This is a genomic window from Ohtaekwangia koreensis (genome assembly GCF_900167975.1).
Classification (GTDB): Bacteria; Bacteroidota; Bacteroidia; order Cytophagales; family Cyclobacteriaceae; genus Ohtaekwangia; species Ohtaekwangia koreensis.
Genome location: NZ_FUZU01000002.1, coordinates 1,193,937 through 1,218,565, shown reverse-complemented (window position 1 = coordinate 1,218,565; position 24,629 = coordinate 1,193,937). Strand labels below are relative to the sequence as shown.

Genomic DNA, 24,629 nt, shown 5'->3' with positions numbered 1-24,629 from the left:
ACGGGTATTAAGTATAGGAGCAAAGCAATGCTAAAAATTGCAATTAAACTATACCGCGATTTTCTCCTGATGTCTCCGGCAGAACTCGAGTGGTTTTGTTTCCCGCTGAACTCGCAAATGGGCGCAGATAATGCAAAAAAGCATCTAGACTATAGATCAAACGAAAAATAAAGTCTGCGCTGATCTGTGAAATCTGCGGGAGATTTTTTCCCGCTGAACTCGCAGATTGACGCAGATAATGCAAAATACATCTACGCTATAGATCAAACGAAAAATAAAGTCTGCGTTAATCTGTGAAATCTGCGGGAGATTTTTTCCCGCTAGCTCACAGGTTGACGCAGACACATGCAAAATACATCTACGCTATAGATCAAATGAAAAATAAAGTCTGCGTTAATCTGCGAAATCTGCGGGAGATATTTTCCCGCTGAACTCGCAAATGGGCGCAGATAATGCAAAAAAGCATCTAGACTATAGATCAAATGAAAAATAAAGTCTGCGTTAATCTGTGAAATCTGCGGGAGATTTTTTCCCGCTAGCTCACAGATTGACGCAGACAAATGGGAACTACTGAACCGATGAAGCTTTCACAACTTCTACAGTTTGTCCTTTTTTACGGGCATATATACTTTTATCATACATCGCTTCGCAGCTCACGGCTGGCCGATAATATGTACCGGCATAACTTGCCGTCAACATTACGCGGAAGGTTCTGCGTTCGTTGGTATATAATGTAAAGTATGTATATACCCGATCATCACGAATATCCTGATAATCAAACGCAGATGACTTAATAAACTCTTCATCACCTTGTAAACGCAGGTTGTTAATCTCCCATCCCGAAGGGAAGACTTGTCCTAAAGCAAGATTTTCATAAGACGAGCGTGTGCCCGCATGTACTACAGTTACCTCTGCGAGAAACTCTGTTCCTTGCTCAAGCTTAGCAGGATCAATTTCTTTTCCGTCAGCATCGGTATAGCGAACACTCAAGGTTAAATTACTTTGCGCATCCTCCTCTTGTCCACGAGCTGGTGTGCCTTCTTGTATTAATCGCGTGAATAACATACCGGTGCTTTCATTCACGATTTTTATACCTGCCTTCTTCAATCCTGTAATCGGAATCTGTACCTGAGCAATCGGAAGCTCTGTACTGGCATTAATCGTTTTACCATTTAATGTATAGGAGAATTTAAGGTCGCCACGTTTTTCAAGACCTGCAAATGAACCTATAGCTTTCAGGCAGAATGCTGTCTCTTGTGTACTCATCCAATAACCATAATCGCTGAGGTATTTGGAAATCTCTTTCAACAATTCAAAAGCTTTCGTTTTATCATTCAGCAATACAAGTGTTTCGAGGATCAATGCTTTATCGCGCACATCCGATCCATAGCTATAGCTCAGCTCACGGTATGGTTTAACTTTCGTAGAGAGACTTGCCACCAGTTTTTTAGCAGCTTCCGGTTGTCCGGCCTTCGCATAGGAAGCGGCAAGCATCCAGGCCGCTGTCGGTGTTAAGTTGCCCTGCTCACGCAGACGGTTCATCGCACCTATTTCAGGGGAGCCGGCAAGTGCAAGTGTATATAAGCGATAGGCCTGGACCAGATCACTGTTATAGTATACGTCATTACGTCTCCATTCCAATGCTTTATTTTTCTGATACTTCTTCCAGCGCTTCAGCATATCTACCGGAACGTAGTATCCTTTCGCCTCAGCCTCGATGAGGAAGTGCCCGGCATAGGTTGTTCCCCAGGGATCCGAACTTTCGGCACCCGGCCAATACCCGAATCCTCCATCGCGTTGTATGAATGACTTGAGACGTTCAATGCCCGCAGTAATATTTCGCTGTACATTTTTCTGTTCGATCTCCGTGAGGACTTTTACCTGGTCAAGGTATAGCTGTGGTAATACCGAGGATGTAGTTTGCTCGATACAACCGTGTGGATACTGAATGAGATAACGTAATCGTGAGCCGAGATTAATCGGAGGCATATTGGACACCTCTAGTATAGCGGTGTTCGTTCCGGCAATACCAAACGGTATAGCGTCTGCTGCCCATGTCTTACCTGCGTCCAGTAGCGACTCCGTTACTTTCGTTACCGGAAGATTTGGATTCCGTACTTCGATCTCTATAACATCAGTCGAAGTGAATTTACCAGAGCTTGCTGTTACTTCAACCTTTGCTATACCAGCTTCTGATTTTACAGCAACATCAAAATCAACAGTGATATCACCACTTGCCGGCATTGTTATAGATTTACTTGCTCCACCTGTAATGGTAACCGGGCCTGATACCTTTACATCGATCTTTACATTCTTGATACTTTTTTCCTGTGTAAATAATGTGATCGGAAGTTTCAGTGTTTCTTCAGGTCCGAGAACACGTGGTAAAGTAGCGAGTACCATTAATGGCTTACGTACCGGCACTGCCTTTTCAGCTTTTCCATATGCACCTTCATATCCGGCAACGACCATCGTTTTCACCGAGCCTATATATTGAGGCATGATGAACGTATGTGAATCCGAACTTCCATCCAGTGTAAATGGACCGAAGAATTTTACTACTGGTTTAAAACGATTTGCGCGTACATCATCTTCTTTTGCAGCACCTTCGGCATCACCACCTACGGCCAGCAATCGTTCAATGCGAGCACCAAACGCTCCCATTACATCATCATACATATCCCAGGTATGAACCCCCAGCGCTTCGCGTGCATAAAAACGATTCCATGCATCGGGCGTTTTAAACCGGGTAATGTCCAGTAAGCCTTCGTCAACAACGGCAATGGTATATGTCATTTTTCGTTTGGACTTCTCCGAAATTTTAATTGTGACTTCCTGACCAGGCTCCAATACATCGGGCATGGAGATGATCGGTTCAAGATGTGTATTCGGATCTTCTACCCGGATGGATGAAACACCATACAGGCGAATCGGTAAATCGTTGATCGTTTGCGCGTGAGGCTGCAGCAACGCTACATGTATATATACATTGGGCGCCATTTCGCTGGATACATCAAAGTTGAATTTCGTTTCACCTTGTTGTGTCTCTACCCAATACGTTTTCAATACTTTACTTCCATTCTCGATACTTACCAGGGCGCGGCCACCCTCAGCTCCGCTCGGGATTGTAACACTTACCTTCTCTCCTATATTATAAGATGTTTTATCCGTTGTAAACGAAAGCATAGTTGCTCCACCTTTGGAATCGTCACCACGGTTACGGCTATACCAGCCAGGCTCATCGATATATATAATTTGCCCGGTACAGTGACCTGAGACGGGGTCGCAGGCTCTCACAAAATATCTTCCGTATTCGTGCTCACCGGTTTTCATTTCAAAGGTCCAGTTACCTTTTCCATTTACCGTCTTTGTTTTACCGCTCTTGATGAGTTTGGAGTATGAATCTTCCACGTAGTTCGCGAGATTCTCCTCGGAGTTATCCCACCACCAGCGCCAGCCAAGTTTATACATGCTGATCTCGATGTCGTTGCGTGATATAGGATTCCCGGCAGGGTCGAGTGTTACGAAATCTATCTGATGTGGTTTGTCGAAATATAGTATACCACTATATTGTTCGCCCTCCGGAACTTTCACTCCTACATAGCTATCGTACGGTGAGTATGGTACATTAAACCGGTCGATGCTGAAATTACCGCTCTCTTCAAATACTTTTCCGCGGAAGATGGCATTCAAAAATCCGGGAGCTGCATAGCTCGATTCAAGACTTACATTCACGGTAGCCTTTCCTTCATCGTCCGTGAGCCCCTCAAATACAGGTGTTGCTTCACTATAGAACTCGCGGGCCGGATCTTCAAATATATACTCCGGATACTTAGGGAACTCTGTCGGCACCTTTACCAATAGCATTTCAAATTCTGCCTTGAGGTTTCGGCCTGGAGCTCCGTGGAGCCATTTCACATCCAGCTTACCTGTTACGTTCGATGACGTGAATTTATCAGTCCCAAAGTCCAGGTTTATCTTTAAGCGATTTGGCTTTACAGTTTCGATCTTCAAGGTCTGCGTGAATTCAGTGCCACCAACTTTTATGCGGCCTGTCCAATTTCCGGTAGGGGCATCGGCACTGGTCGCGGTAGCAAATTTATAGAACCCATTTTCAGAAGATGATCGCACCAATCGGTTTACCATTTGTCCTTGTGGATTAGACATCTCAAATACTACCGGGTGCGATGGCGGCAATAATTTATTCTTGTCTTCGAGTATAAATGTAAGATACAACGAGTCCCCTGGGCGCCACACGCCACGGTCGCCATACAGGAATCCTTTTATACCACGCTGCACTACTTCGCCGGATACATCGAAGTTGCTCACGGAAAGTGCATCTCCATTTGTTACTTTAAGATAGCCTCGTTGCAAACCATTCTTAGCTATAATAGCAAAGGGTTGCTCTTTAGAACTTATACCTGCTTTACCTTCTGAATCCGTTGTGGCTGTACCGATAAGCTGTTGCTGAAAGTCATACAACTCCACTTGCACACCGGACATAGGTTGAGTTGTTTTCAGGTCGTTAATAAAAATCAATGTATTACCATCGTCACCACTTTTGGCAGTAAGTCCTAAATCGGAAGCGAGAACATTACGCTTGATCGCGCGACTCGACGTATAGTAAGATGAGTGGCACGGATTATCGCGTTCCTCCCAATCATAATCTCCTTCGTAATAATACTCATCGTACGACTCGTAATACCCGCCATCATAATCATAGCCATAATCACTTTCATACTCATCGAATTGTCCTTCGCTTTCTTCACCGGTGTCTTCTTCACCATCGCAGTTATAGGTTGAGTACGCTTTCTTAAAACTCATCTTCACCTGGTATATAGCACCGGGTTCGGTATTGATCAATTTAGAAAGGTCAAGTGTAAAGCGATTCCATTTACCAAGATCAGTAACACCGGCATTATCAAGCTGGATTGTTTTGGTCAGTACTTTTTTTCCAACTCTTCGTAACTCCTGGTTTCCTTCAAGGTTGTTCACCTGGAAGAATTGAAGAATGTTATTTTCAAAAATCTTTACAATCGTAACGTCTACAGCATTGAGGTTAACCGCTTCGAATGGAAGCACAAGTCCATCGGTGCTTGGAAGTATAGAACCTTTACCTGTAAAGCGTACAGAAGGCGCCAGCTGCTCAAAAACAATTTCGGCAGTAGTGGCAGCTTTCATTTTATAGTCGAGTATATTTCGTATACCGGCATCAATGCGTACTGTCTTCGATCCTGTTTGCCTTACCGGAGGATATACCCAGATCTCATTATCATGTATATCAAAATCAAGATCGTTTAAGTCCGCTATAGTAATGAGGCCTTCCAGTGTTTGCTTCTCTTTCAGAGGATCTGAAAACTGAAGCACTACATATTGATTTGGATTCTGAACGACTTTCGCATTCATCAATTTAAAATCGCTCAGCGAAGGAATCTCTACTTCTTCATCTTCATTCCGGTTAACGCCTAAAGGATTACCGGTTACGGCAAGCTTTACTTTACTGGCTTGCTCTTTTCGCGTTACATCTTCAACAATGAAAGCATGTTGTTTACCATCAGGGTTATGCGTCCAGGAAACCTTCAGGCTTTTTCCTTCTTGTTCCGGCAGCAGCATTTGTTCCACGGAAGTGCTCTCAGCAAAATCGGCTGTCGAAAGTGTCCCTTCAATTTTCTGACGTTTCAATTCCGTCTTTATATAGGGCTTGATGTTATCAACTGACACTTCAAAATTTTGTGGGATTACCTGGAAGGTATATTCGAAGGTGCGCAGTTCATCGGGAACCTCAAGCAATTTTGAGAGATCGAACTTCACCTCATATATCTGACCAGAAACAAGACGGGCTTCCGGTTTGAATTCAACGGTACGTCTATCTAACCAAACAGTTTTACCACTTACCGATGGACTCAGCGAAAATAATTTCACTGAACTTTCCTGTCCGATCATAGCAGAGTCAACGGCATCTTTTGCTAAGATGATGCGCACGGTTGTGCCGGACGGCAACACGCCTGCGCTATAGGAGGTTATATATTCTCCGAAGGCAGGGTTGATGTAACTGGGTGCTGGCTTGGTTCCTTTACTGGTTGTGTAATAGAATATTCCGGCAATAACGATGGTAACGGCCACCGCTCCGATGGCAATTTTTTTCCAGGGCAAACTGTTCATGTTGAGAGTCAGGTTAGAGCCCTAAAGATTGAGATTTTTTGGAGAACGGTAAGCAAAAAACTGCATTTACTTTATGAAAAATATCCTTTTAAATTTTTACGCGTAACGGGTTGGCATCTGTTTTTACAACGTAAGGGTTTACACGTGGATTATGAATGAAATTCTTGAGAAGGAATATTTTAACAACACCGTTCTGGAGTACATCATTGCCGCTTCCATTATCGTTTTCGGACTTGCATTATTGCGCCTATTTAAAGGATCCATCCTAAAGCAGCTAAAGAAACTATCGGAGAAAACTTCGAACACAGGCGACAATTTCATTGTGGAAAGCATTGAACGCTTTGGGATTCCGGCCATGTATTATTTCATTATTTATGCCGGATTAAATTACCTGGAGCTTTCCGTCAAAACACAACAGGTACTTCGCATTGCTACAGCGGTTGTTATTACATTCTTTGTGTTGAGACTCCTCTCTTCGACTATATTAATGCTGCTTCAAAACTATATACGGAGGCAAGAGAACGGTGAAGAGAAGATAAAGCAACTGGCGGGTGTTATGCTGCTTGTCAATTTGGTGATCTGGATTCTGGGGATTGTATTTCTGATTGACAACCTGGGATATAATGTAACGACTATCATTACGGGACTTGGTATAGGAGGTGTTGCCGTTGCGTTGGCGGCACAAAATATACTGGGCGATTTATTCAACTACTTTGTAATATTTTTTGACCGGCCGTTTGAAGTTGGTGATTTCATTGTAGTGGATGATAAGATGGGATCGATCGAATACATCGGGTTGAAAACAACACGCCTCCGAAGTCTTTCTGGTGAACAAGTTGTGATCGGTAACGCGAACCTTACAGGTGCGCGCATCCATAACTATAAGCGACTGTCCGATCGAAGAATTGTGTTTACCCTAAATATAGATTACCGCACACCACTTGAAAAAATAGCGATGGTTCCGGGTATTATAAAAACGGTGGTGGAGCAGCAAGAGCTTACACGATTTGATCGTGCTCATTTTGCAACGTATGGTGACTGGAGTTTGCGTTTTGAAGTAGTATATTTTGTGTTGAATCCGGATTTTAATAAGTTCATGGATATTCAACAGAATATAAATTTGAAAATCTACGAAGAGCTGCTAAAAAAGGAAATTTACTTTGTAACCGGATTTCACGTTTCGCTTGCACCGCCTCCACCTCCGGCAGAGAATCCGAAGAAAGAAGATATACAAGACAAAACGGATACAGAGAAGAAAATAACAGATTCAGAGGAGAAGGCAGAATAATTACCGATACAATAACTATATATCACAACATCGCTAATTCTCTTGAAAAAATGATACCGTTCCCGCAGCTATAAATTATATAATTCCTTGTGTTGGAATTTATTTACCTTTGTACTGTAAAAATATTTTACAGCAAACCTTAAAAATCCGGTGTCAATTTCATCTTATTTTTGAGGAATATTGGAGGAAAGCTTTTCAAAATAAATCTATTCATGAAGCCGTTATCCATCCTTACCGTTGACGATCAAGCGCTTTTTCGCGAAGGACTAACTCTCGTATTAAATAAACTATATCCAAATGCTAAAGTACGCCAGGCGAGTAGTGGTGTTGAAGCATTCGATCAGATGCGTCATCATCGATTCGATCTGCTTTTACTGGATATTGGTATGCCGGGTATGAATGGCATGGAGGTGGCAAAGCAGGTTATGCTAGACCATCCTGATACACGTATTATTATTCTTACGCAATACAACGGAGAGGCTATGATCACACACCTGGTGCAAGCTGGTGTACATGGTTTTCTTTTGAAGAATAGTGAATCGCAGGAAATAAAAAAAGCAGTGGAGACTGTACTGGCAGGCCAACAGTATATCACGACTATGATACACCCTTCTATACTTAAAGAAGAGAAGGTTTCCAATGCGCCATCGGTTCGCTTCAGTAAGCGTGAAGCAGATATCCTGATGTACCTGAAGTTAGGGAAATCAAGTAAGGAAATTGCAGAACGTTTATCGTTGAAAGAAAATACAATCAACAGCTATCGCGAAGACATGCTTCGTAAAACGCAGACCAGCAATGTAGCGGAGTTGATATCATACGCCTATAAAAACGGAGTGCTAGGCTGACGCACTCAAAGGCATTACTGGAAATTTATCTGCATTATCTTTTTGCCGAGGATTGAATTCAATAATTACGCGAAGACCTCTTGGTGCTATAGGCTCTCTGCGGAAAGTTGCTCCTATACTCTTGGCGCGTTTTGCAAGGTTGATCGTTCCCATGCCCGAAGTTTTCTCTTCATTCTCTTTCCGTCTGTAGTCGGAGCCATCGTCTTCAACGGTTATCGTAAGCAACTCTTCATCCCAATGCAAGTGTACAGATATATTCCAGGCGTTAGAATGTTTGATCGCATTGGAAAACAATTCCTGCACCATCCTGAATAAATTTAACTTCTGTCGCTGATTGATGGGCACCGGGTTACCGCTCTGCACAAAATGCATGTGCGTTCCTTTGAGCGCATCGAGTTTATGACACAATTCGCGAATGGCAAAATTTAAACTCATGCCCTCTATAAAATCGGGCGAAAGATTCCAGATGATATTGCGAATGCTTTCTATCGTGCGATTGAGATTGCGCTTTACCACAATAAGCTTCGCCTCAATGTGCGGGGGGAGTGAGTCTGCTTCACGCATCACCAGATCAAGGTCGAGGTGTATAAGACTCAGTACTGTTCCAAGGTCATCATGCAAGTCACTGGAAATTCTTTGGCGGTCGTGCTCAATAAATTCATTCACACGCGACCATGGTATATGTTCAACGGTGGGGTCATTAACTTGAGCGGCACGTCTTGTTTCCTTTCTTTTGTCAAGCCAATAAAAAACCAAAGCCGTTACAATTGAACTGGCTAACGCCACTAAAATGTAAATCGCAATCATATTGCTAACCTTATTAGTCGTTGATTTCAGATATATCTGTATAGAACATTCAACCTTAACTTTTCGAGGCACTATCCTATCTCGCCCAAAATGCCTGCTTTTATCTTTCTAAAACATTTGTAATTTAAATGATTATTCAAACATTCAGAAGAATGAACCTGCTTTTCATTATGGCCACAATTTTAGTTCAAACTGGCTCATTTAAGCAACAACAACAAAAATTTGAACGGGTAAAAAATGCTTATGACGAAAAGGAAGAAACCGTTAAACAGTACTTCAACCGGCAGCATCTGAATATTACCGGAGCTCATATTTTTATACGCACTTTTAAAAAAGAAAGAAAACTGGAAGTATGGATCCGGGAGAAAACAAAATCAGAATATACGCTTCTCAACACGTACGATTTTTGTGCTTCATCGGGGATTTTAGGACCGAAACGGAAAGAAGGTGACTTGCAGATTCCGGAAGGCGTATACCAAATCAATCATTTTAATCCACTAAGCAATTTTCATTTATCACTTGGTATAAATTATCCGAATGCCTCTGATAAAATATTAAGCGATGCAAAACGCCCTGGCGGATCTATTTATATTCACGGCAATTGTGTTACTGTCGGATGTATTCCAGTTACCGATGACAAAATCAAAGAGCTCTATATACTTGCTGTAGAAGCCAAAAACAACGGGCAGATCGGTATACCAGTTCACATTTTTCCGGCCAGACTTGATGCCGCAGGATATACTCAGTTAACGCATGAGTTTAGCAGTGCTCCTGCATTGCTGACTTTCTGGAGCAACCTGCAAAAGGTTTATCTTGATTTCGAGAAGACCAGGAAGATTAACACCGTGCATGTCAATGCACGTGGTGAATATTATCTTTAGAATAGTATCATAAAAAAAATACGGTCATACTATAGATATAGCATGACCGTGATATATTGCATTGTAGTGTCCTATTTATTTTTCTCCAACACCAACGTCACTTTGTTAAAGTCGGCAGAAGCGTTGATCACTTTTCTGAAATCCTCATAACGCGCCAGGGGTGCAAAAATCTCTTTATAATATTCCTTAATGGTGATCTCAAGTACATTATCACTCAAAGTATAATCCGACTGAAAGAGGAAAGGAGTCTTATCCTTGTCCTTGTAAGTTATATCCATCTTTAAATCCTGTGGATTTTTTACAGTATACCCTGATGGGATGTGTATTTTTATCTTACGGTCGTAACCCCTGTTGAACTCGTTCTCCACTTCCGTTACACGTTGATCATCGCGGTACATTTCTACCTGCGGTCCGATTAGCTCACCAGCTTTGAATAAAATTCGCGGTCCTGCCTTTTCCAAAAAGTGTGATGAATTGAAATCAACATCAATCAGGAAATTACCAGCTTGTTTTTCGGGGAAAGATTTACCACTCCATTTAACAATAGATGCATCGGGAGCGGTCTGCTTGGTTAGTTCCTCGATCATGCGTGTGCGTTGCTCTTCCGTCATGATGTCGTAATACGGTGCAAAAAACATTGCGTTATAACCTCCGAATTCTCTTTTCTGCTTGATAGTCGTAGAGGAAAGATCATTGGCAAAGGAAACGTCCATATCCAGGTTGTCGCTGCTTAACTGATAATCTGCGGCCGGTATATCTTCCACAGATGCGAGCGCGGATTTCATTTCACCTACAGCAAAGGGCTCTATAAATAATCCACGAGTCGCAGTAAATTCTGCAGGGATCAACGGATAACGCGTCTCAAAAACATACGGCGCCAGAAATCCCTTGGTGTCAGGAAAATATAGTATATAATCATCCAGGTACGACCATGAATCAAAACTTCCATCGAACTTAAGTTGCTCGCGACTACAGGTTATTACCGGATAACATTTAATACCTGCCTTTTCAAAAGTTTTAATGAACAACTTCGCCATGCCATCACGCGATGCAATTTTATTTTTGATAACAGACGATACCTGCGACAACGACTCTTCACTCCGTTCGCGGTTTACATTTACCGTTGTCTTCACTTTCTGCTCTATATTTTTGATGCGCAACTCCGTTGCCTTGGACGCATCATCACCCAGCGTTTTAAAAAATTTCTCCAACGCCTTATCATCGTCTTTGGAGGTTGTGAACAAAAGAGAATAAAACGTTTTGGCAGCTTCATCCCAAGTATATAAACGTGATTGTGAACGCGCAGTATTATACGCCAGTTTGAATTCAATCCGTTTACGGTTAGCATCAAAATACGAGAAGGCTTCCTTCTTCATAGCAGGCACATCTTTCATCACTGCTATATATTGATTCAACTCTTTGTTGTCATTTTGTTCTTGCTTTACCTCCGGGAATCCCTGGTATGCCTTGAAGTCAAATTTAAGGTGGCTCGGACATGTGAGCAGAAAAGAACTCGCCTTCACCGGAGCATCGAACTGCATATATACCCTGTCAAAAAGGTTGGCGCGCATTTTTCTAGTAAAGTAATATTCGATTTCACTACCAAGCTCTATACCTTCAATAGCAAAGATCCGGTAGGCGTTGCCGCTCTCTTCCTCTTTTAATTCTTTCAGGTTGCTCTTGTCGAAGTAGCTCGCTTTCCCGTCTTTATTGATAGCGCGTGCTTTCAGATCAATCAGGTCTATCGTGCTATTCATCGAAATAACAATTCGATTGTGCTTTTGAATAGCTTCCGTATTATTGACAAAGATGATGCGATGCGTGGTGGCATACATCAGGAACTGGTTATCTTCCAATACATACTCGTACTGCGAGTGCTGCTTGAGGATAATTTCGGTTAAATCTTTTTCACTTGCTGAAAGCGTATACCGGCTGCGGTTCTTCTCCCATTCATACGGTTTTATTTCAGCGGCCAAGGTCGTGACTGCTAAGAGTACAAACCCAGCGATAGCCCAAAACTTCTTATTCATATTTTTATTTCTTCTTAAGTATTATAGATTCTTTATAGCTTTCGCTAATCTGTTTGATGGATTCATTCCAACGAGCAAACTGATCTGGCGCCAACAGGATATAGTCCAGATAGAACTTCTTAGAGACAATGATCTTACCACGAACTTGCTCATAGGTAATGTCACATCCGAGAACGGCTCCATCGTTCTTTACATTAGGTGGCAAATACTCCACTATATATCCTTCGGGAATAGTCATCTCGATTACTTCGTACTTCACATATTTATACTCGGATTCCCGCGGAGACTTGCGCGAAGCTATATTGATAAAGTCGTTATAGTAATCTTTGTTAAGATTAAGGTTTATATAGAGTTCATCGCCAAGCTTCTGAAAATAATCCGCGAGGCGAAAGCTATAGTCAATACGTGTTGCCCGATCACGATCTTCTAAAGAGGTGAGGGTATATTTATCCAGAAAGAACTTGTTACTGCCTTTCCCTACTAACTTGGTAACATACCGCTTTACATCGTCTTGTTCGGAACGATCGAGCTCATATCCACCAAACACTTTCGGATATCCGCTCAATGTACTGCTGCCTGTACCGCTCAATTGATTGCCTTCCAGCTTCACCTGCATGGAGTCGGTCATCACATTCTTTTCTTTTGCAATTACGGGCACTTCCTTTACTTCGTACCGGTTAGCATCTAAACCAATCAACGCTTCTTTACCTTGTATCATAGAGGAAGGATATCCAAAAGCAGTATGATCGCTGGTACCGTCCAGAAAATAATATTGGCCGTCCTTAGATATATAGGTTGCAATCATGTGATTATCGACCAGTGGCGTGGGTACTTCCGAATAACGATACGGGAGATCGCGTGTTCCAATCCATGTATGATATGCCTTTATACCTGCAATCTGTAGCATGTTTACAATCAGGTTTGCCATGTCCTTGCAATCACCATAACGCTTCTCACACACATACGAGCCGTTGTGCGGAATTAGCCCGCGCATGCCTTGTTCAAAAGCTATATATTGAATATTATCCTGCACCCAATAATAAACTTTCTTCACGGTCTCCAACTCAGATTTACTTTCTGTCTTGATCTTCTCGACTGCCGCTACAAGCTCCGGAGAATTCTCCGTATTCAGTTTCTCCACGAAAGTATAGTACCAATGATATAGGTCGTTGAGATTGGACAGTACATTTACCTGTCCTTTTTTTGTTTTATAGGACTTAACATAACACACTACGTGCGGAACAAAGTACCGAATGGAAGGACTGCTCTCTTCTGTTTTTAATGCGGGCAAAAACTGGCCTGTCCATTCGTATGTTACTATATTTCCCTTCTCGGTCTTCTTGAATTCAATTTGTTTTTTATCATCGTGCAGAACCTGATACATCAGCTCAACATCTTTTGTTGTCTTTATCGTATAGCTGGATTTGCCATGCGGCAGATAGCTTGTAAATACATACCCGGGAATAAAGCGTACATCTTTTAAGTTTTCACGATACTCCAGTTGCGTTCTGTTCCGTGATGCTACCGAAGGAAAGTCGAATGAATAGTAATAGGAGTCATCATAAAATATACCAGCACTCCGATCGCTATTCTTTTTAAAATTGGATACGTTCATTTCTTTATACCGATTCTTGTCCCACACCAGTGTTTTGGCTTTAATGTTTGCCACCTGATTAAAGTGTGAACCGTATACCCGCTTCCCTGAAAACATATCGGTTTGTTCCTTCAGGTGAAGTACATCTTCAGTAACATCAAGATAGGCGCGAAGTGAATCACCAGTCGGTATAATATTCAGCACTTCCGAACGCTCCACAAAAACAGCAGGTTCGTCTGGAAATTTATCCTTGAACTGCTGCCACACATCACTTGACTGTGCTTTGCTGACCAAAAAACTTCCGGGCAACAGAATCAAACAAAAGAGGATTTTTTTCATATATATTTTATAAGTCGCATGCATGAACGGTCAGCTATTAGCATCAAGTCATGCCTGAGTACATTTATAGCTTCACGGCTCAAATGCTTTATTTACTCAGGAATGCCCCACCAGAAATTCATCACTTTAGATTTACCATCTTTTTTATTTACTACAGCCCTTCCGTTGCGAGCACCCCTTGTGTACGTTTCCTGCTTCAGCAGCTTGCCGTCTTCGTAGTATTCTTCATTGATACCGTCCAGCCCGTCATCTTTATATTCACCTTTCTCGCGTAACTGTCCACTGGGGTAAAATACCTTGAAAGCACCTTCATAGTCACCATCCTTGTAATTATACTCGCTATAAAGTTTACCATTACTGAAATAGATTCGTTTTGCACCATTCATCGTGCCATTCTTATACGGTTCTTCAATGGCCGTTGTTCCATTCGGATGTATAGCTTTGATCACTTCGTTTCCTGTGAACGGCACCCACTCACCAAATTCACTTTTTGTATTTGCTGCGCGGAAAGCAACCAGGTCACCTTCATGGTATAATTTCTCAAGAACCGGAATCCCTTCCGGAGAATTAAAGCGTGCTATACCATGACGTTCATCTTTCAGGAAAGAAATGGTAGATGAAATCTTTCCATGCATGTAATAGAAGGTCCAGGTACTATCATGATTACCCTGTACATATTTTCCCATATAGTCCAGCTGTCCGTTACTATAGTATCCTTTCCACTGACCTTCAGGCGAACCGTTGACATACTGTCCATCAATTTCCAGCTGGTCATTCATGTATTTGTATTGATATGTACCATGTCGTTTACCCGACATCATGTTATAGGTGAGGAGAATATTTCCATCCGGGAACCACTTCGTCTGATTGTCTATATAGTTACCACATAGTAAAACGAATTGTGACTGTAATTTTTTCGTAGTGTGAAATGTCTCAACGATTTTTTTGTTCCCGTCAGCACGCTGCTTTGTTTTCAGGTTGCCCTTCAGGTCATAGACTTTCATATCCTCCACACGACCACCCTCAAATACAGTTACCGCGCCAAGGTTTCCATCATTATTATATTCATAATATTCTCCCGTCAACTCGTCATTCAAATAGTATGCGTCTGACTCCAACACACCATCTGCATAATAGCTAAGCCACTGTTGCTGACGCTGGCCGTCTTGCATCCAGCCCTCTTCTTTTACTTTCCCATTTGGATAAAATTCCTGATAGTATCCATGGTAGTTACCGTCTTTATACTGGAAGCTGAATTTCTTTTGGCCGTTTCTATGGTACTCAGTTCCTTCGCCCTGGATAAGCCCATTCACATAGGTATACTCGCTCAGTTTTCTCCCTTCCGGCTGATAGTATCTCCAGACACCTTCGGCTTTTCCTTTTTTATAGCTGCCTTCGCCATTTAAATGTCCGGTAGGATAAAATGTTTTTGCCGTGAATGTACCGCTTCCACTTTCTGCTTTAGTGAGCTCTTTTCCATCCTTATTGAGGTATACCAATTTCACAAGCAGATCATTTTTATAGGTTTGGATGGAAGCTATTTTGCCATCGCTATAAAATGTATTGTCCCCGCGGTATACTCCTTCCGCATTCAGATTTCGCTTCTCAGATATATTTCCGTGTGTATCGTAAAACGTCCACTCACCAACCGCATTGCCAGCCTTAAATGTTCCCGATTTTTCAAGGCGTCCGTTGATATAGTAATAATTCCAGACGCCATCTGATTTATTATTTATATAGGTACCTTTTGTTTTTAGCTTTCCATTGGCATAGTACTCCTCGTATGTGCCATCCAGTAAATCATTTTTATAAGGACTCTTGTTATAGATCTGTCCATTTGAATAATATCCTATAAATACACCGGTAGCTTTGTCGTCTGTATATTCATATACCATATCGGTTTTCCCGTTCGGGTAGAACGATTCACCTTTACCATTTCGCTTACCGGCTTTATAGATCAGTTTTTCACGCAAGCCACCACAAGGGTGATATAACTCTACCTCACCTTCAATAACATCATTCTTTAAAAAGAAATGCTGTCGCTTGGAACCGTCTGGATAAAATGCTGTGACTTCACCGGTAGCATAATTTTCGACCGTTTTTAACTCGCTTGTATTCAGATAGTATTTCCATACCCCTATCTTTTCACCTTTATCGTCATAAGTCCCTTCTGCCGACCGCTCCAGGTTGTTGTGAAAGTATATCCATCGTCCAATTCGTTTTTCACCTTGCTCTACTCCCAATGCATCAAGCTTATAGTTATCATCAAACCAAGCCGGTATAGGTTTATCAAAGCCAACCTGCGATCCATCTGCTATAGCGCGTTTGTTGCGCAGCTGTTCGTTTACAGCTGCGTAGAACGTGCTTAGCGACTTCTCATTCTTCTTGCGCCATTTCCGTACTACATCATTGTTAGCAGAGGCGAGTATATGAAACATATAGGGCTCAACGATATTATTCTCCTTGATCGTTTTATAGATTGGCAAATAGTAATTTACCCAGCGGTCATCACCAGAAGTATTAATGATGCTGAGTTGTTCAAAGAACATTTCGTACTGTTTTACAACCGCTGCGTCAACATCTATTTTTGATTTGAAGTTTTTATCGAGTGCAAGCTTTGCACGAAGGATCTGATCGAGTTTTTCACATCCATTTGAACCTATAACGGGTAACGTTCCTTCATCTTCTACCTGGTTCGATAATACTTTGTCGGCATATACCAGCACCGAGTTGTCGTCATTGTTTATACCGAGGTACATTCCGAACGAAAGTATAGCATGCGTCTTTCTTCCCTGGCCTACAGCAATCTTCCCTAAATTCAAATGACTACCGGGATGGAATGGATTAATCGCTAACACGTTAAAAAAGCAATCAATGGCCTTCTCGTAATCTTTATGATTATAGTACGTGATGCCCAGGTTATACTGTAGCGAATGATCAAACGGATATAGTGCTATAGCTTTTTTGAACAAGGCTACGGATTTCTCGAAATCGCCTCTTTTATCAAGTGCCACCGCTTGTGAGCGGAGCAAATGTGCCTTATATATAGATGGAACAGCAAGCGCTTCTTCACACGTTGCTATTGCTTTATCGAATTGCTTGTTCGCATTGTACGCCATGGCAAGTTCCGAAAGCATGTATACATAGTTTGTATCACGCTTTGGGACAGTCAGAAATTTCGCTATAGCGTCTTCATATTTCCCGGAATCATATAGCGCTGTGGCTTGCGTGATTACTTCTCCAGAATGTATCAACGGAATTTTTTGAGCAGCAGCGGCAGTCGTGAGCACTATGCTCATTGCCAGCAACAGGTAGCGGATCATAGAGGTAAATTCTAGCGGTAGATTTAATGTTCAAAATAATAAAAAGAGATGCTAAGACAGGGCGGGGTGTAATATTTTATTGAAAAGAAAAAAATTATCATAAAAAAAAGCGGGTAACTATTCGTTGCCCGCTTCCTATACATGTATATCCGTATTTACCTTAAACGCGTTCCTCTACTTTATTCATCACTTTGGTTTGAATCTGGATAGATTCATTGTGAATAAGTTTCAACAATTCGTTCGTAAATTCTTCTGTCAGGCCCATGGCTTTGCCTAGAGTAATGCGGGTCTGCATGATCTCTTCCCAGCGATTTACCTGCAGGATCGTTACGTTATTATCTCTTTTATACTGACCGATCTTTTCAGAGATTTTCATACGTGAAGCAAGTTTGGACATGATCTCGTCATCCAACTGGTCGATCTGTTCACGCAAAATGCTAAGTGTGTCTTTAAAGGTTTTATTGTCTGAAGAAGATGTACGAACAACAAGTCCTTCTACAATTTTACCCAATACAGCAGGTGTTACCTGTTGCTTGGCATCACTCCACGCTGCATCCGGGTTGATATGACTTTCAATCATCAAACCAGCCATATCAAGGTCAAGTGCTTTTTGAGAGATTAATGCAATAAGTTCGCGGTTACCAGCAATGTGGCTTGGGTCGCAGATGATGTCCAATTCAGGAATGCGGGTCTTTAGCTCAATTCCCATATCCCACATCGGAGCATTACGGAACGGACCTTTTTCAAATGAAGAGAATCCACGATGTATAGCGGCCATCTTCGTGATGCCGGCTTTGTTCAAACGCTCGAGTGCTCCGATCCAAAGTTCAAGATCAGGATTGATCGGGTTCTTCACCATTACCGGTATATCTACACCTTTCAATGAATCAGCAACTTCCTGAACAGAGAACGGGTTCACCGTTGTGCGGGCACCAATCCAAAGTATATCTACACCTGCTTTCAATGCAGCTTCTACGTGTGCTGCGTTGGCCACCTCCGTTGTAATCGGTAAGCCTGTCTCTTTCTTGGCCAATGCAAGCCATTTCAATCCTTCTTCACCAGAACCTTCGTATTGTCCGGGACGTGTACGCGGTTTCCATATACCCGCGCGCAATGCGTGTACTTTACCGGTAGCTGCTAATTGTTTTGCAGTAGCTACTGTTTGCTCTTCTGTTTCGGCACTACAAGGACCGCTGATGATAACGGGCTTGCTGGCAGTTGGCAGCCAGGAAGAGATTGATTCGAGTTTTAAAGCGTGTTTCATAATATTTGGAGCAGTGTTAGACTTTTATAAATTGACTATATATATACTTATTTTTGTTTTTCAACAGATTGTTCTTCGCTCTGACTTTTTGTTTTCAGTTCGATACCATCGAGTACTCTTCGTATTTCGTTGGCGCTTGACATAATGCGGTTCAGTTCCTTTGTATCGCGCTTCATCAGGTGGTAATGGAAGCGTTGCAAGTGCATGATATATTCCAGCAACGCCTGGCTCAGATACTCGAGGTTTTGCTCAAATATAGGGGCCCACATTTCAGGAGAGCTTTTCGCAAGACGAACTGTAGAAGCAAAACCGCTGCCTGCTAACGCGAATATATTTTTTTCATCCTTCTCTATGTCCAATACGGTTTGTCCTAATAAGAAAGAGCTCACGTGCGAAAGATGTGATACATACGCTACATGCTTATCATGTTCTTCTGCCTCCATGAAAATGGTATGCAGTCCCAACGCATTGAATACACGCATGCTTACTTCCAGCGAATGATCGGACGATTTCTCCTTCTCGCAAATGATGTTCGTCTTGTTTTTAAACAGTCCGCTGAAGGCAGCTTCAGGTCCGGAGTTTTCCGTTCCCGCGATAGGGTGTGCTGCAACCAGCTGTTCGCGTTTCGGATGGTTCGCCACCGCGCGGCAAATCAAACTCTTCGTAGAACCAGCATCAATCACCACTGCCGTGGACTTCACAGCATCCAACACAGCAGGTAACAACTGACACATCGCGTTAACCGGTATAGCCAGTATCACTATATCTGCCTGATGTAAAGCTTTGTCTTCTGTCTGAATCTTATCTACCAATCCAAGTTCTACAGCTTTGCGTGCGTGCTCAGCGTTTAAATCAACCCCCACAAGCTCCGTTGCAAGACCTGCTTTGCGCAAGTCGATGGCGATAGAGCCGCCTATTAATCCGAGACCTATTACTGTAACTTTCATGTATACTATGCTTTTGCTGTAGACAGATCACTCACGGCCGATTTCTTCAAAAAAGCATCAACTCTGGTCAATGCCTGGTTCAGAGATTCTACTGTACAGCAGAGTGAAATACGTATATATCTTCTTCCTGCTTCACCGAAAATGAAACCTGGCGTTATAAATACTTTTGTTCCGTATAGTATTTCATCGATCCACTTTTCAACATCTGTAATGTGTGCCGGTGCTTTTGCCCATACAAATAATCCGGATTGATCATTTGAATACGTACATCCCAGTATATCCAACAACTGTTGTGCTACAGCTTTGCGCTCGGCATATACTTTATTGAGGGAAGTGAACCATTCTTTTCCGTTCTTCAATGCCTCGGTGGCCGCGTGTTGCAAGCCCAAAAACATTCCGGAGTCCATATTACTTTTTACTTTCAGCACCGCTTCGATAAGTTCTTTCTTACCAGCTACCCAACCCAATCGCCAGCCCGCCATGTTATGCGATTTACTCAATGAGTTCAACTCCAGCGCTACATCTTCTGCGCCTTCTATGGAGAGAATGCTCATCGGGTTATCATTCAACACCAGACTATAGGGATTATCATTCACAATAAGGAACTGATGTTCGCGTGCAAGATCAACCAGTTCTTTCAACTCGGCTCTTGAAGCAACGCGACCTGTAGGCATGTGCGGGAAATTTACCCACATGATCTTTACTTTTGATAAATCGCTTTTCTTTAATGCTGCTATATCGATGCCCCAGTTAAGGTCTTCCTTCAAATCGTACGGTCTCAGCTTTGCTCCTACCAGGTTTGCAACGGAAGAGTATGTTGGATAACCCGGGTTTGGTATCAACACTTCTTCACCTTCGTTCACAAACGCCATGGCTATATGCATGATCCCTTCCTTCGATCCCATCAGGGGAAGGATCATTGTTTCAGGATCTATAGTAGTTTGATATGTAGTCTGGTAAAAATCAGCAATCGCCTTTCTGAAAGCCGGTATACCTTTGTAATTCTGGTAGCCATGGTTCGCGGGATTTTTCGCGGAAGCGATCAATGCATCTATAGCATTGGAGGATGGCGCCTGATCAGGACTACCAATCCCGAGATTGATCACGCGTAATTCCGGTGTATCCAGCCCTCTCACCTCAGCAAGTTTTCTGCTGAAGTAATACTCTTCTACGTTGGCAATTCTATTCGCTGTCTTTATCATTTCTCTTCTGCATTTAATGAATCTAAGTCAGAAAGTCGGGAGTCCGGAAGTCGGAAAGTTTTTGTTTCGTGTCCTTACCCTTTTCTGTCCCTATATTTCAACTATCTATATACCTATACTTAGCACTGTTCCCTTAACCAATCTTTCAGACTTTTCCGTCTTCCGGACTTCCCGACTTTCCCTACTTATTTATACTCTACCTTCGCTTTCTTATACTCTCCCAACACATTCAGATTCTTTACCTGTCTCATAATCTCATGCATGGCGGTGTCGTAGCTCTTGCGTCTTTTCCATTCAACATCTATATGAATAGAATATTCGCTTGGCCGCCCGATGATCGGTATAGATTGGATCTTGGTTAAGTTGATGCTGTTATTCTTAAACGTTGTCAATGCATCTGCAAGGCTCCCCACTTCATTTGCCACCTCAAAACACAACGATGCTTTGTTGCTTTCTATTTTTCCGTTACTGCGTTTTGCCAGTACCAGGAAACGCGTAAAGTTTTTCTTATGCGTTTCGATGCGTTTCTCCAGGATCTGCAGTCCGTATTTCTTGGCTGCAAACTCATTTGCTATAGCCGCTGTATTTTTCAACTTCAGTTCTTTTACACGCTTGGCAGAAAGTGCTGTGTCATCGCTTTCGCGGATTTCAACACCATTTAAAGCATGCAAAAATTCTGTGCACTGGCGTATAGCCATCGGGTGCGACTCAATCGTTTTTATATCCGATAGTTTAGTCCCTGGTAACACCAGCAGATTCATGTGAATCGGAAGGTATAGCTCACCGATGATATTGAAGTGATAATCCTGTAACAGGAAGTAGTTAGGCAATATGCTTCCTGCTATAGAATTCTCGATCGCCATTACAGCGTAATCGCTGGTTCCATTCTTAAGGCTTTCACATAGTTGATGAAATGAAAGGCACTCTACAGTTTCAATGGGTTCATTGAAATATGTAAGAGCCGCCACTTCGTGAAAGCTGGTAGCGATACCCTGAATTGCAATCTTTAATTTTTTCTTCTTCGCCATTTTCTAAAAGTCCCTATAAGCAAAAAGTCCCGGTTTTGCCGGGACTTTTCTGAGTTTATCTGTTATTCCTTTCTTAACAACATACCGCTCTTAGAGTCCCGTCTGGGGTCCAAAAAAGTAGTAGTAAAAGTAAAAGAAGGAATTATTAGCTTTCATTGCTTTCGCGTTGTGATCCAAAGATAAAATCATTTTGTGGGGAGTTCCAAACATCAGTTGAATCTTTTTTGAAAATTTAATAGAACTAATGATTGTTAGTCAGCTAGTTAGCGTTGCAGGCGTTGCTAGTTCGTCATCGATTATAGCGCCTCGATAACGGAGCCAAGGCTATCAAAAAGATAAATCGTGAAGGTGATCACGATTATTATAGAATGATTACCACTACTTTTGAAGACTACTATATCAATCCAAATTATGAAAGCTATATTAAAATTGTCGGCAATATCATTGGTGTTGTTGCTTGGCGCCTGTGGACAGAAGTCTCATGATCATGAAGGACACGATCATGATCACCATGCTCATGATTCAGCGAATGCTTCTCCTGACGATGCTTTATATACTGAAGTGATGAAGATACATGATGAAGTGATGCCAAAGATGGGCGACATCTATACTCTGAAAGAAAGCCTGCAAAAGAAACTTGATACACCCGGAACAGAGGCCGGCAAGAAAAAAGAGATTGAAGGTGCAATTGTAAAACTTGATGCTGCTGATGATGCGATGCGTGTGTGGATGCGCGAGTTCAACACTAAACTTGATAGTGTGAAGCTCGAAGGTGAAGAGAAAACGCAGGAGTATCTGAAGAATGAAATGGAGAGAATAAAAAAGGTAAAGGAAGATATGCTCTCCGCAATCGAGCAGGCAAAATCACTTTAGCTGTTGCTGTTATTTTGTTATTGGATAAACTGATAATGATTAACAAATAACGGTTTGTAACGAATTATAGATAGCGCTACATTCGCGCACCTAAACGAGCATTATGGATTTAAAGTACATTCCCCTTAACGACCTTCATGCAAAACTGGGAGGCAAGATGGTTCCCTTTGCCGGATATAATATGCCGGTTCGTTATTCATCCGATATAGAAGAGCACATGACGGTACGCAAGGGCGTAGGCGTGTTCGATGTATCGCACATGGGTGAATTTACGGTGAAGGGTCCGCAAGCGCTTGATCTAATTCAACGCGTTACAACCAACGATGCATCCAAATTAACAGATGGCCAGGCACAGTATTCTTGCTTGCCAAATGAAACCGGTGGTATTGTTGATGATCTTATCGTATATAAAATAAAGGACAACGATTACCTGATTGTTGTAAACGCCAGCAACATTGAGAAAGACTGGAATTGGATCAGCAAATTCAATACGAAAGGTGCGGAGATGAAAAACATTTCCGATGACATCTGTTTGTTTGCTGTGCAAGGTCCTAAAGCTGCCGGTGTACTTCAGAAGCTAACAGCTGTCGATCTTAGCACTATAAAATATTATCATTTTGCAATTGGTGAATTTGCAGGAGTAAAAGATGTGGTGATCTCCAACACGGGATATACCGGTGCAGGCGGCTTCGAGATATATGTAAATAAGCAACACGCTGAAAAAGTATGGAACGATATTTTTGAAGCTGGCAAAGAAGAAGGTATCAAACCGATTGGTTTAGGTGCGCGTGATACACTGCGCCTTGAAATGGGATTCTGCCTGTATGGTAATGATATTGATGACACAACGTCTCCACTTGAAGGTGGCCTTGGCTGGATCACAAAATTCACAAAAGAGTTTACAAACTCCGCTGCTATCAAGAAGCAAAAGGAAGAAGGCGTTAGCAAAAAATTAGTAGGCTTCAAGATGATCGATAAAGGTATACCGCGCCATGACTATAGCATTAAAGATGCTGCCGGAAATGTTATCGGGAAAGTAACATCAGGAACGATGTCGCCTGTACTGGGCATTGGTATTGGCTTGGGATACGTGACTCCTTCACTTGCAACCCCTGGCTCCGAAATATTTATCGATATCCGTGGCCGCGCTTTAAAAGCAGAAGTAAGTAAAATGCCTTTGATATAGTTTCATTAGAACACAGTATATCTGCCTTGCATTCTCGCATACTGCAGGTATACTGTGTGTTCTTTCACCGGTTTCCCCTCCATTACAATACAAAGTTTTATGAAGACGATCGATGTATGCCTCAGTCCAGAGTTGATGCATTTATATACTGTTCACGACCGTACCGTTGTCGTTGTGGATATACTCCGTGCAACATCTTGCATGACTACCGCTTTTGCGCATGGTATAGCAAGCATCACACCTTTCGCAAAAATGGAAGATTGCCTTGCACTTAAAGACAAAGGATACTTCACAGCAGGCGAACGTGATGGCAAAAAAGTGGAAGGCTTCGACCTTGGCAATTCTCCATTTGAATATATGGATGAAAAACTAAAAGGACAGAAGATCGCCTTCACTACTACGAATGGCACGCAGGCAATCGCTAAATCAATCGGTGCTCAGGAAATTATTATAGGATCGTTTCTGAATCTCTCTGCTGTTGCAGATTATCTTTTAACGGATGCGAACAATGTATTGGTGGTTTGTGCAGGATGGAAAGGCCGTGTAAACCTTGAAGACACTTTGTTTGCAGGAGCGCTCGTTGAACTACTCAAAGAACATACCCAACCGGATTGTGATGCACCTGTTGCTGCGCAACATTTATATAATCAAGCGAAACACGACATGGTTGATTTCCTCAAAGACTCCAGCCACGTAAGGCGCTTAGCCAAACTAAATATATACAAAGACATTCAGTTTTGCCTTACGGCTGATCAATATACCGTGGTGCCAGTGCTAAAGGATGGCGTGCTGGCGGTATAATACTTATCTATTAAAAAGCCCCAGATGCGTTCGCAAATGAATGTTTGTGGGACACTCTC

The 24,629-nt window shown here is 42.3% G+C and carries 15 protein-coding genes; 6 read left to right on the top strand and 9 right to left on the bottom strand.

The features are described 5' to 3' along the window. Positions 1–567 precede the first annotated feature (567 nt). The gene (locus B5Y40_RS18320) at positions 568–6,162 is read right to left on the bottom strand and encodes an alpha-2-macroglobulin family protein (protein WP_079688239.1); all 5,595 of its coding nucleotides are present in this window, start codon (positions 6,160–6,162) and stop codon (positions 568–570) included. 151 nt (positions 6,163–6,313) lie between these two features. Here B5Y40_RS18320 and B5Y40_RS18315 point away from each other — a divergent pair, with 151 nt between their 5' ends. Both B5Y40_RS18315 and B5Y40_RS18310 read left to right on the top strand, forming a co-directional pair. Beyond that, positions 6,314–7,450: a mechanosensitive ion channel family protein gene (locus tag B5Y40_RS18315; protein WP_245840619.1), complete on the top strand. Its 1,137-nt coding sequence runs from the start codon at positions 6,314–6,316 to the stop codon at positions 7,448–7,450. Between the two features lie 212 nt (positions 7,451–7,662). Beyond that, entirely contained in the window at positions 7,663–8,295 is a 633-nt protein-coding gene (locus B5Y40_RS18310; protein WP_079688237.1) for a response regulator transcription factor, read from the top strand. Here the strand turns inward: B5Y40_RS18310 and B5Y40_RS18305 are convergent. Next, positions 8,287–9,102 (bottom strand): sensor histidine kinase, encoded by an 816-nt coding sequence (locus B5Y40_RS18305; protein WP_079688236.1) that lies wholly within the window; start codon positions 9,100–9,102, stop codon positions 8,287–8,289. The genes B5Y40_RS18310 and B5Y40_RS18305 overlap by 9 nt on opposite strands. Before the next feature lie 170 nt (positions 9,103–9,272). Here B5Y40_RS18305 and B5Y40_RS18300 point away from each other — a divergent pair, with 170 nt between their 5' ends. Next, on the top strand, positions 9,273–9,983 hold the full coding sequence (locus B5Y40_RS18300) for a L,D-transpeptidase family protein (protein WP_159453732.1): 711 nt from the start codon (positions 9,273–9,275) through the stop codon (positions 9,981–9,983). A gap of 71 nt (positions 9,984–10,054) precedes the next feature. Here B5Y40_RS18300 and B5Y40_RS18295 read toward each other — a convergent pair whose 3' ends face one another. From B5Y40_RS18295 to B5Y40_RS18265, 7 genes are all read right to left on the bottom strand, one after another. Continuing rightward, positions 10,055–12,013 (bottom strand): DUF3857 domain-containing protein, encoded by a 1,959-nt coding sequence (locus tag B5Y40_RS18295; protein WP_079688234.1) that lies wholly within the window; start codon positions 12,011–12,013, stop codon positions 10,055–10,057. A 4-nt stretch (positions 12,014–12,017) separates the two neighbouring features. Beyond that, positions 12,018–13,946 (bottom strand): transglutaminase-like domain-containing protein, encoded by a 1,929-nt coding sequence (locus B5Y40_RS18290; RefSeq protein WP_159453731.1) that lies wholly within the window; start codon positions 13,944–13,946, stop codon positions 12,018–12,020. Positions 13,947–14,038: 92 nt separating this feature from the next. Beyond that, positions 14,039–17,269: a tetratricopeptide repeat protein gene (locus B5Y40_RS18285; protein WP_079688232.1), complete on the bottom strand. Its 3,231-nt coding sequence runs from the start codon at positions 17,267–17,269 to the stop codon at positions 14,039–14,041. A gap of 160 nt (positions 17,270–17,429) precedes the next feature. Continuing rightward, complete coding sequence (locus tag B5Y40_RS18280) at positions 17,430–18,533, bottom strand: chorismate mutase (RefSeq protein WP_079688230.1); 1,104 nt, start codon at positions 18,531–18,533, stop codon at positions 17,430–17,432. Positions 18,534–18,580: 47 nt separating this feature from the next. Beyond that, on the bottom strand, positions 18,581–19,480 hold the full coding sequence (locus B5Y40_RS18275; RefSeq protein ID WP_079688229.1) for a prephenate dehydrogenase: 900 nt from the start codon (positions 19,478–19,480) through the stop codon (positions 18,581–18,583). Between the two features lie 5 nt (positions 19,481–19,485). Then, entirely contained in the window at positions 19,486–20,682 is a 1,197-nt protein-coding gene (locus B5Y40_RS18270) for a pyridoxal phosphate-dependent aminotransferase (protein WP_079688227.1), read from the bottom strand. Positions 20,683–20,867: 185 nt separating this feature from the next. Next, positions 20,868–21,710 carry a prephenate dehydratase gene (locus B5Y40_RS18265; protein WP_079688225.1) on the bottom strand — a complete coding sequence of 281 codons (843 nt, stop codon included), beginning with the start codon at positions 21,708–21,710 and terminating at the stop codon, positions 20,868–20,870. Between the two features lie 411 nt (positions 21,711–22,121). Between B5Y40_RS18265 and B5Y40_RS18260 the strand changes: the two genes are divergently transcribed. From B5Y40_RS18260 to B5Y40_RS18250, 3 genes are all read left to right on the top strand, one after another. Then, positions 22,122–22,583, top strand: a complete 462-nt coding sequence (locus tag B5Y40_RS18260; protein ID WP_079688224.1) for a hypothetical protein — start codon at positions 22,122–22,124, stop codon at positions 22,581–22,583. 103 nt (positions 22,584–22,686) lie between these two features. Next, entirely contained in the window at positions 22,687–23,769 is a 1,083-nt protein-coding gene (gene gcvT, locus B5Y40_RS18255) for a glycine cleavage system aminomethyltransferase GcvT (RefSeq protein ID WP_079688223.1), read from the top strand. Positions 23,770–23,868: 99 nt separating this feature from the next. After that, positions 23,869–24,570, top strand: coding sequence for a 2-phosphosulfolactate phosphatase (locus tag B5Y40_RS18250; protein ID WP_079688222.1), 702 nt, complete (start codon positions 23,869–23,871; stop codon positions 24,568–24,570). Positions 24,571–24,629 lie beyond the last annotated feature (59 nt).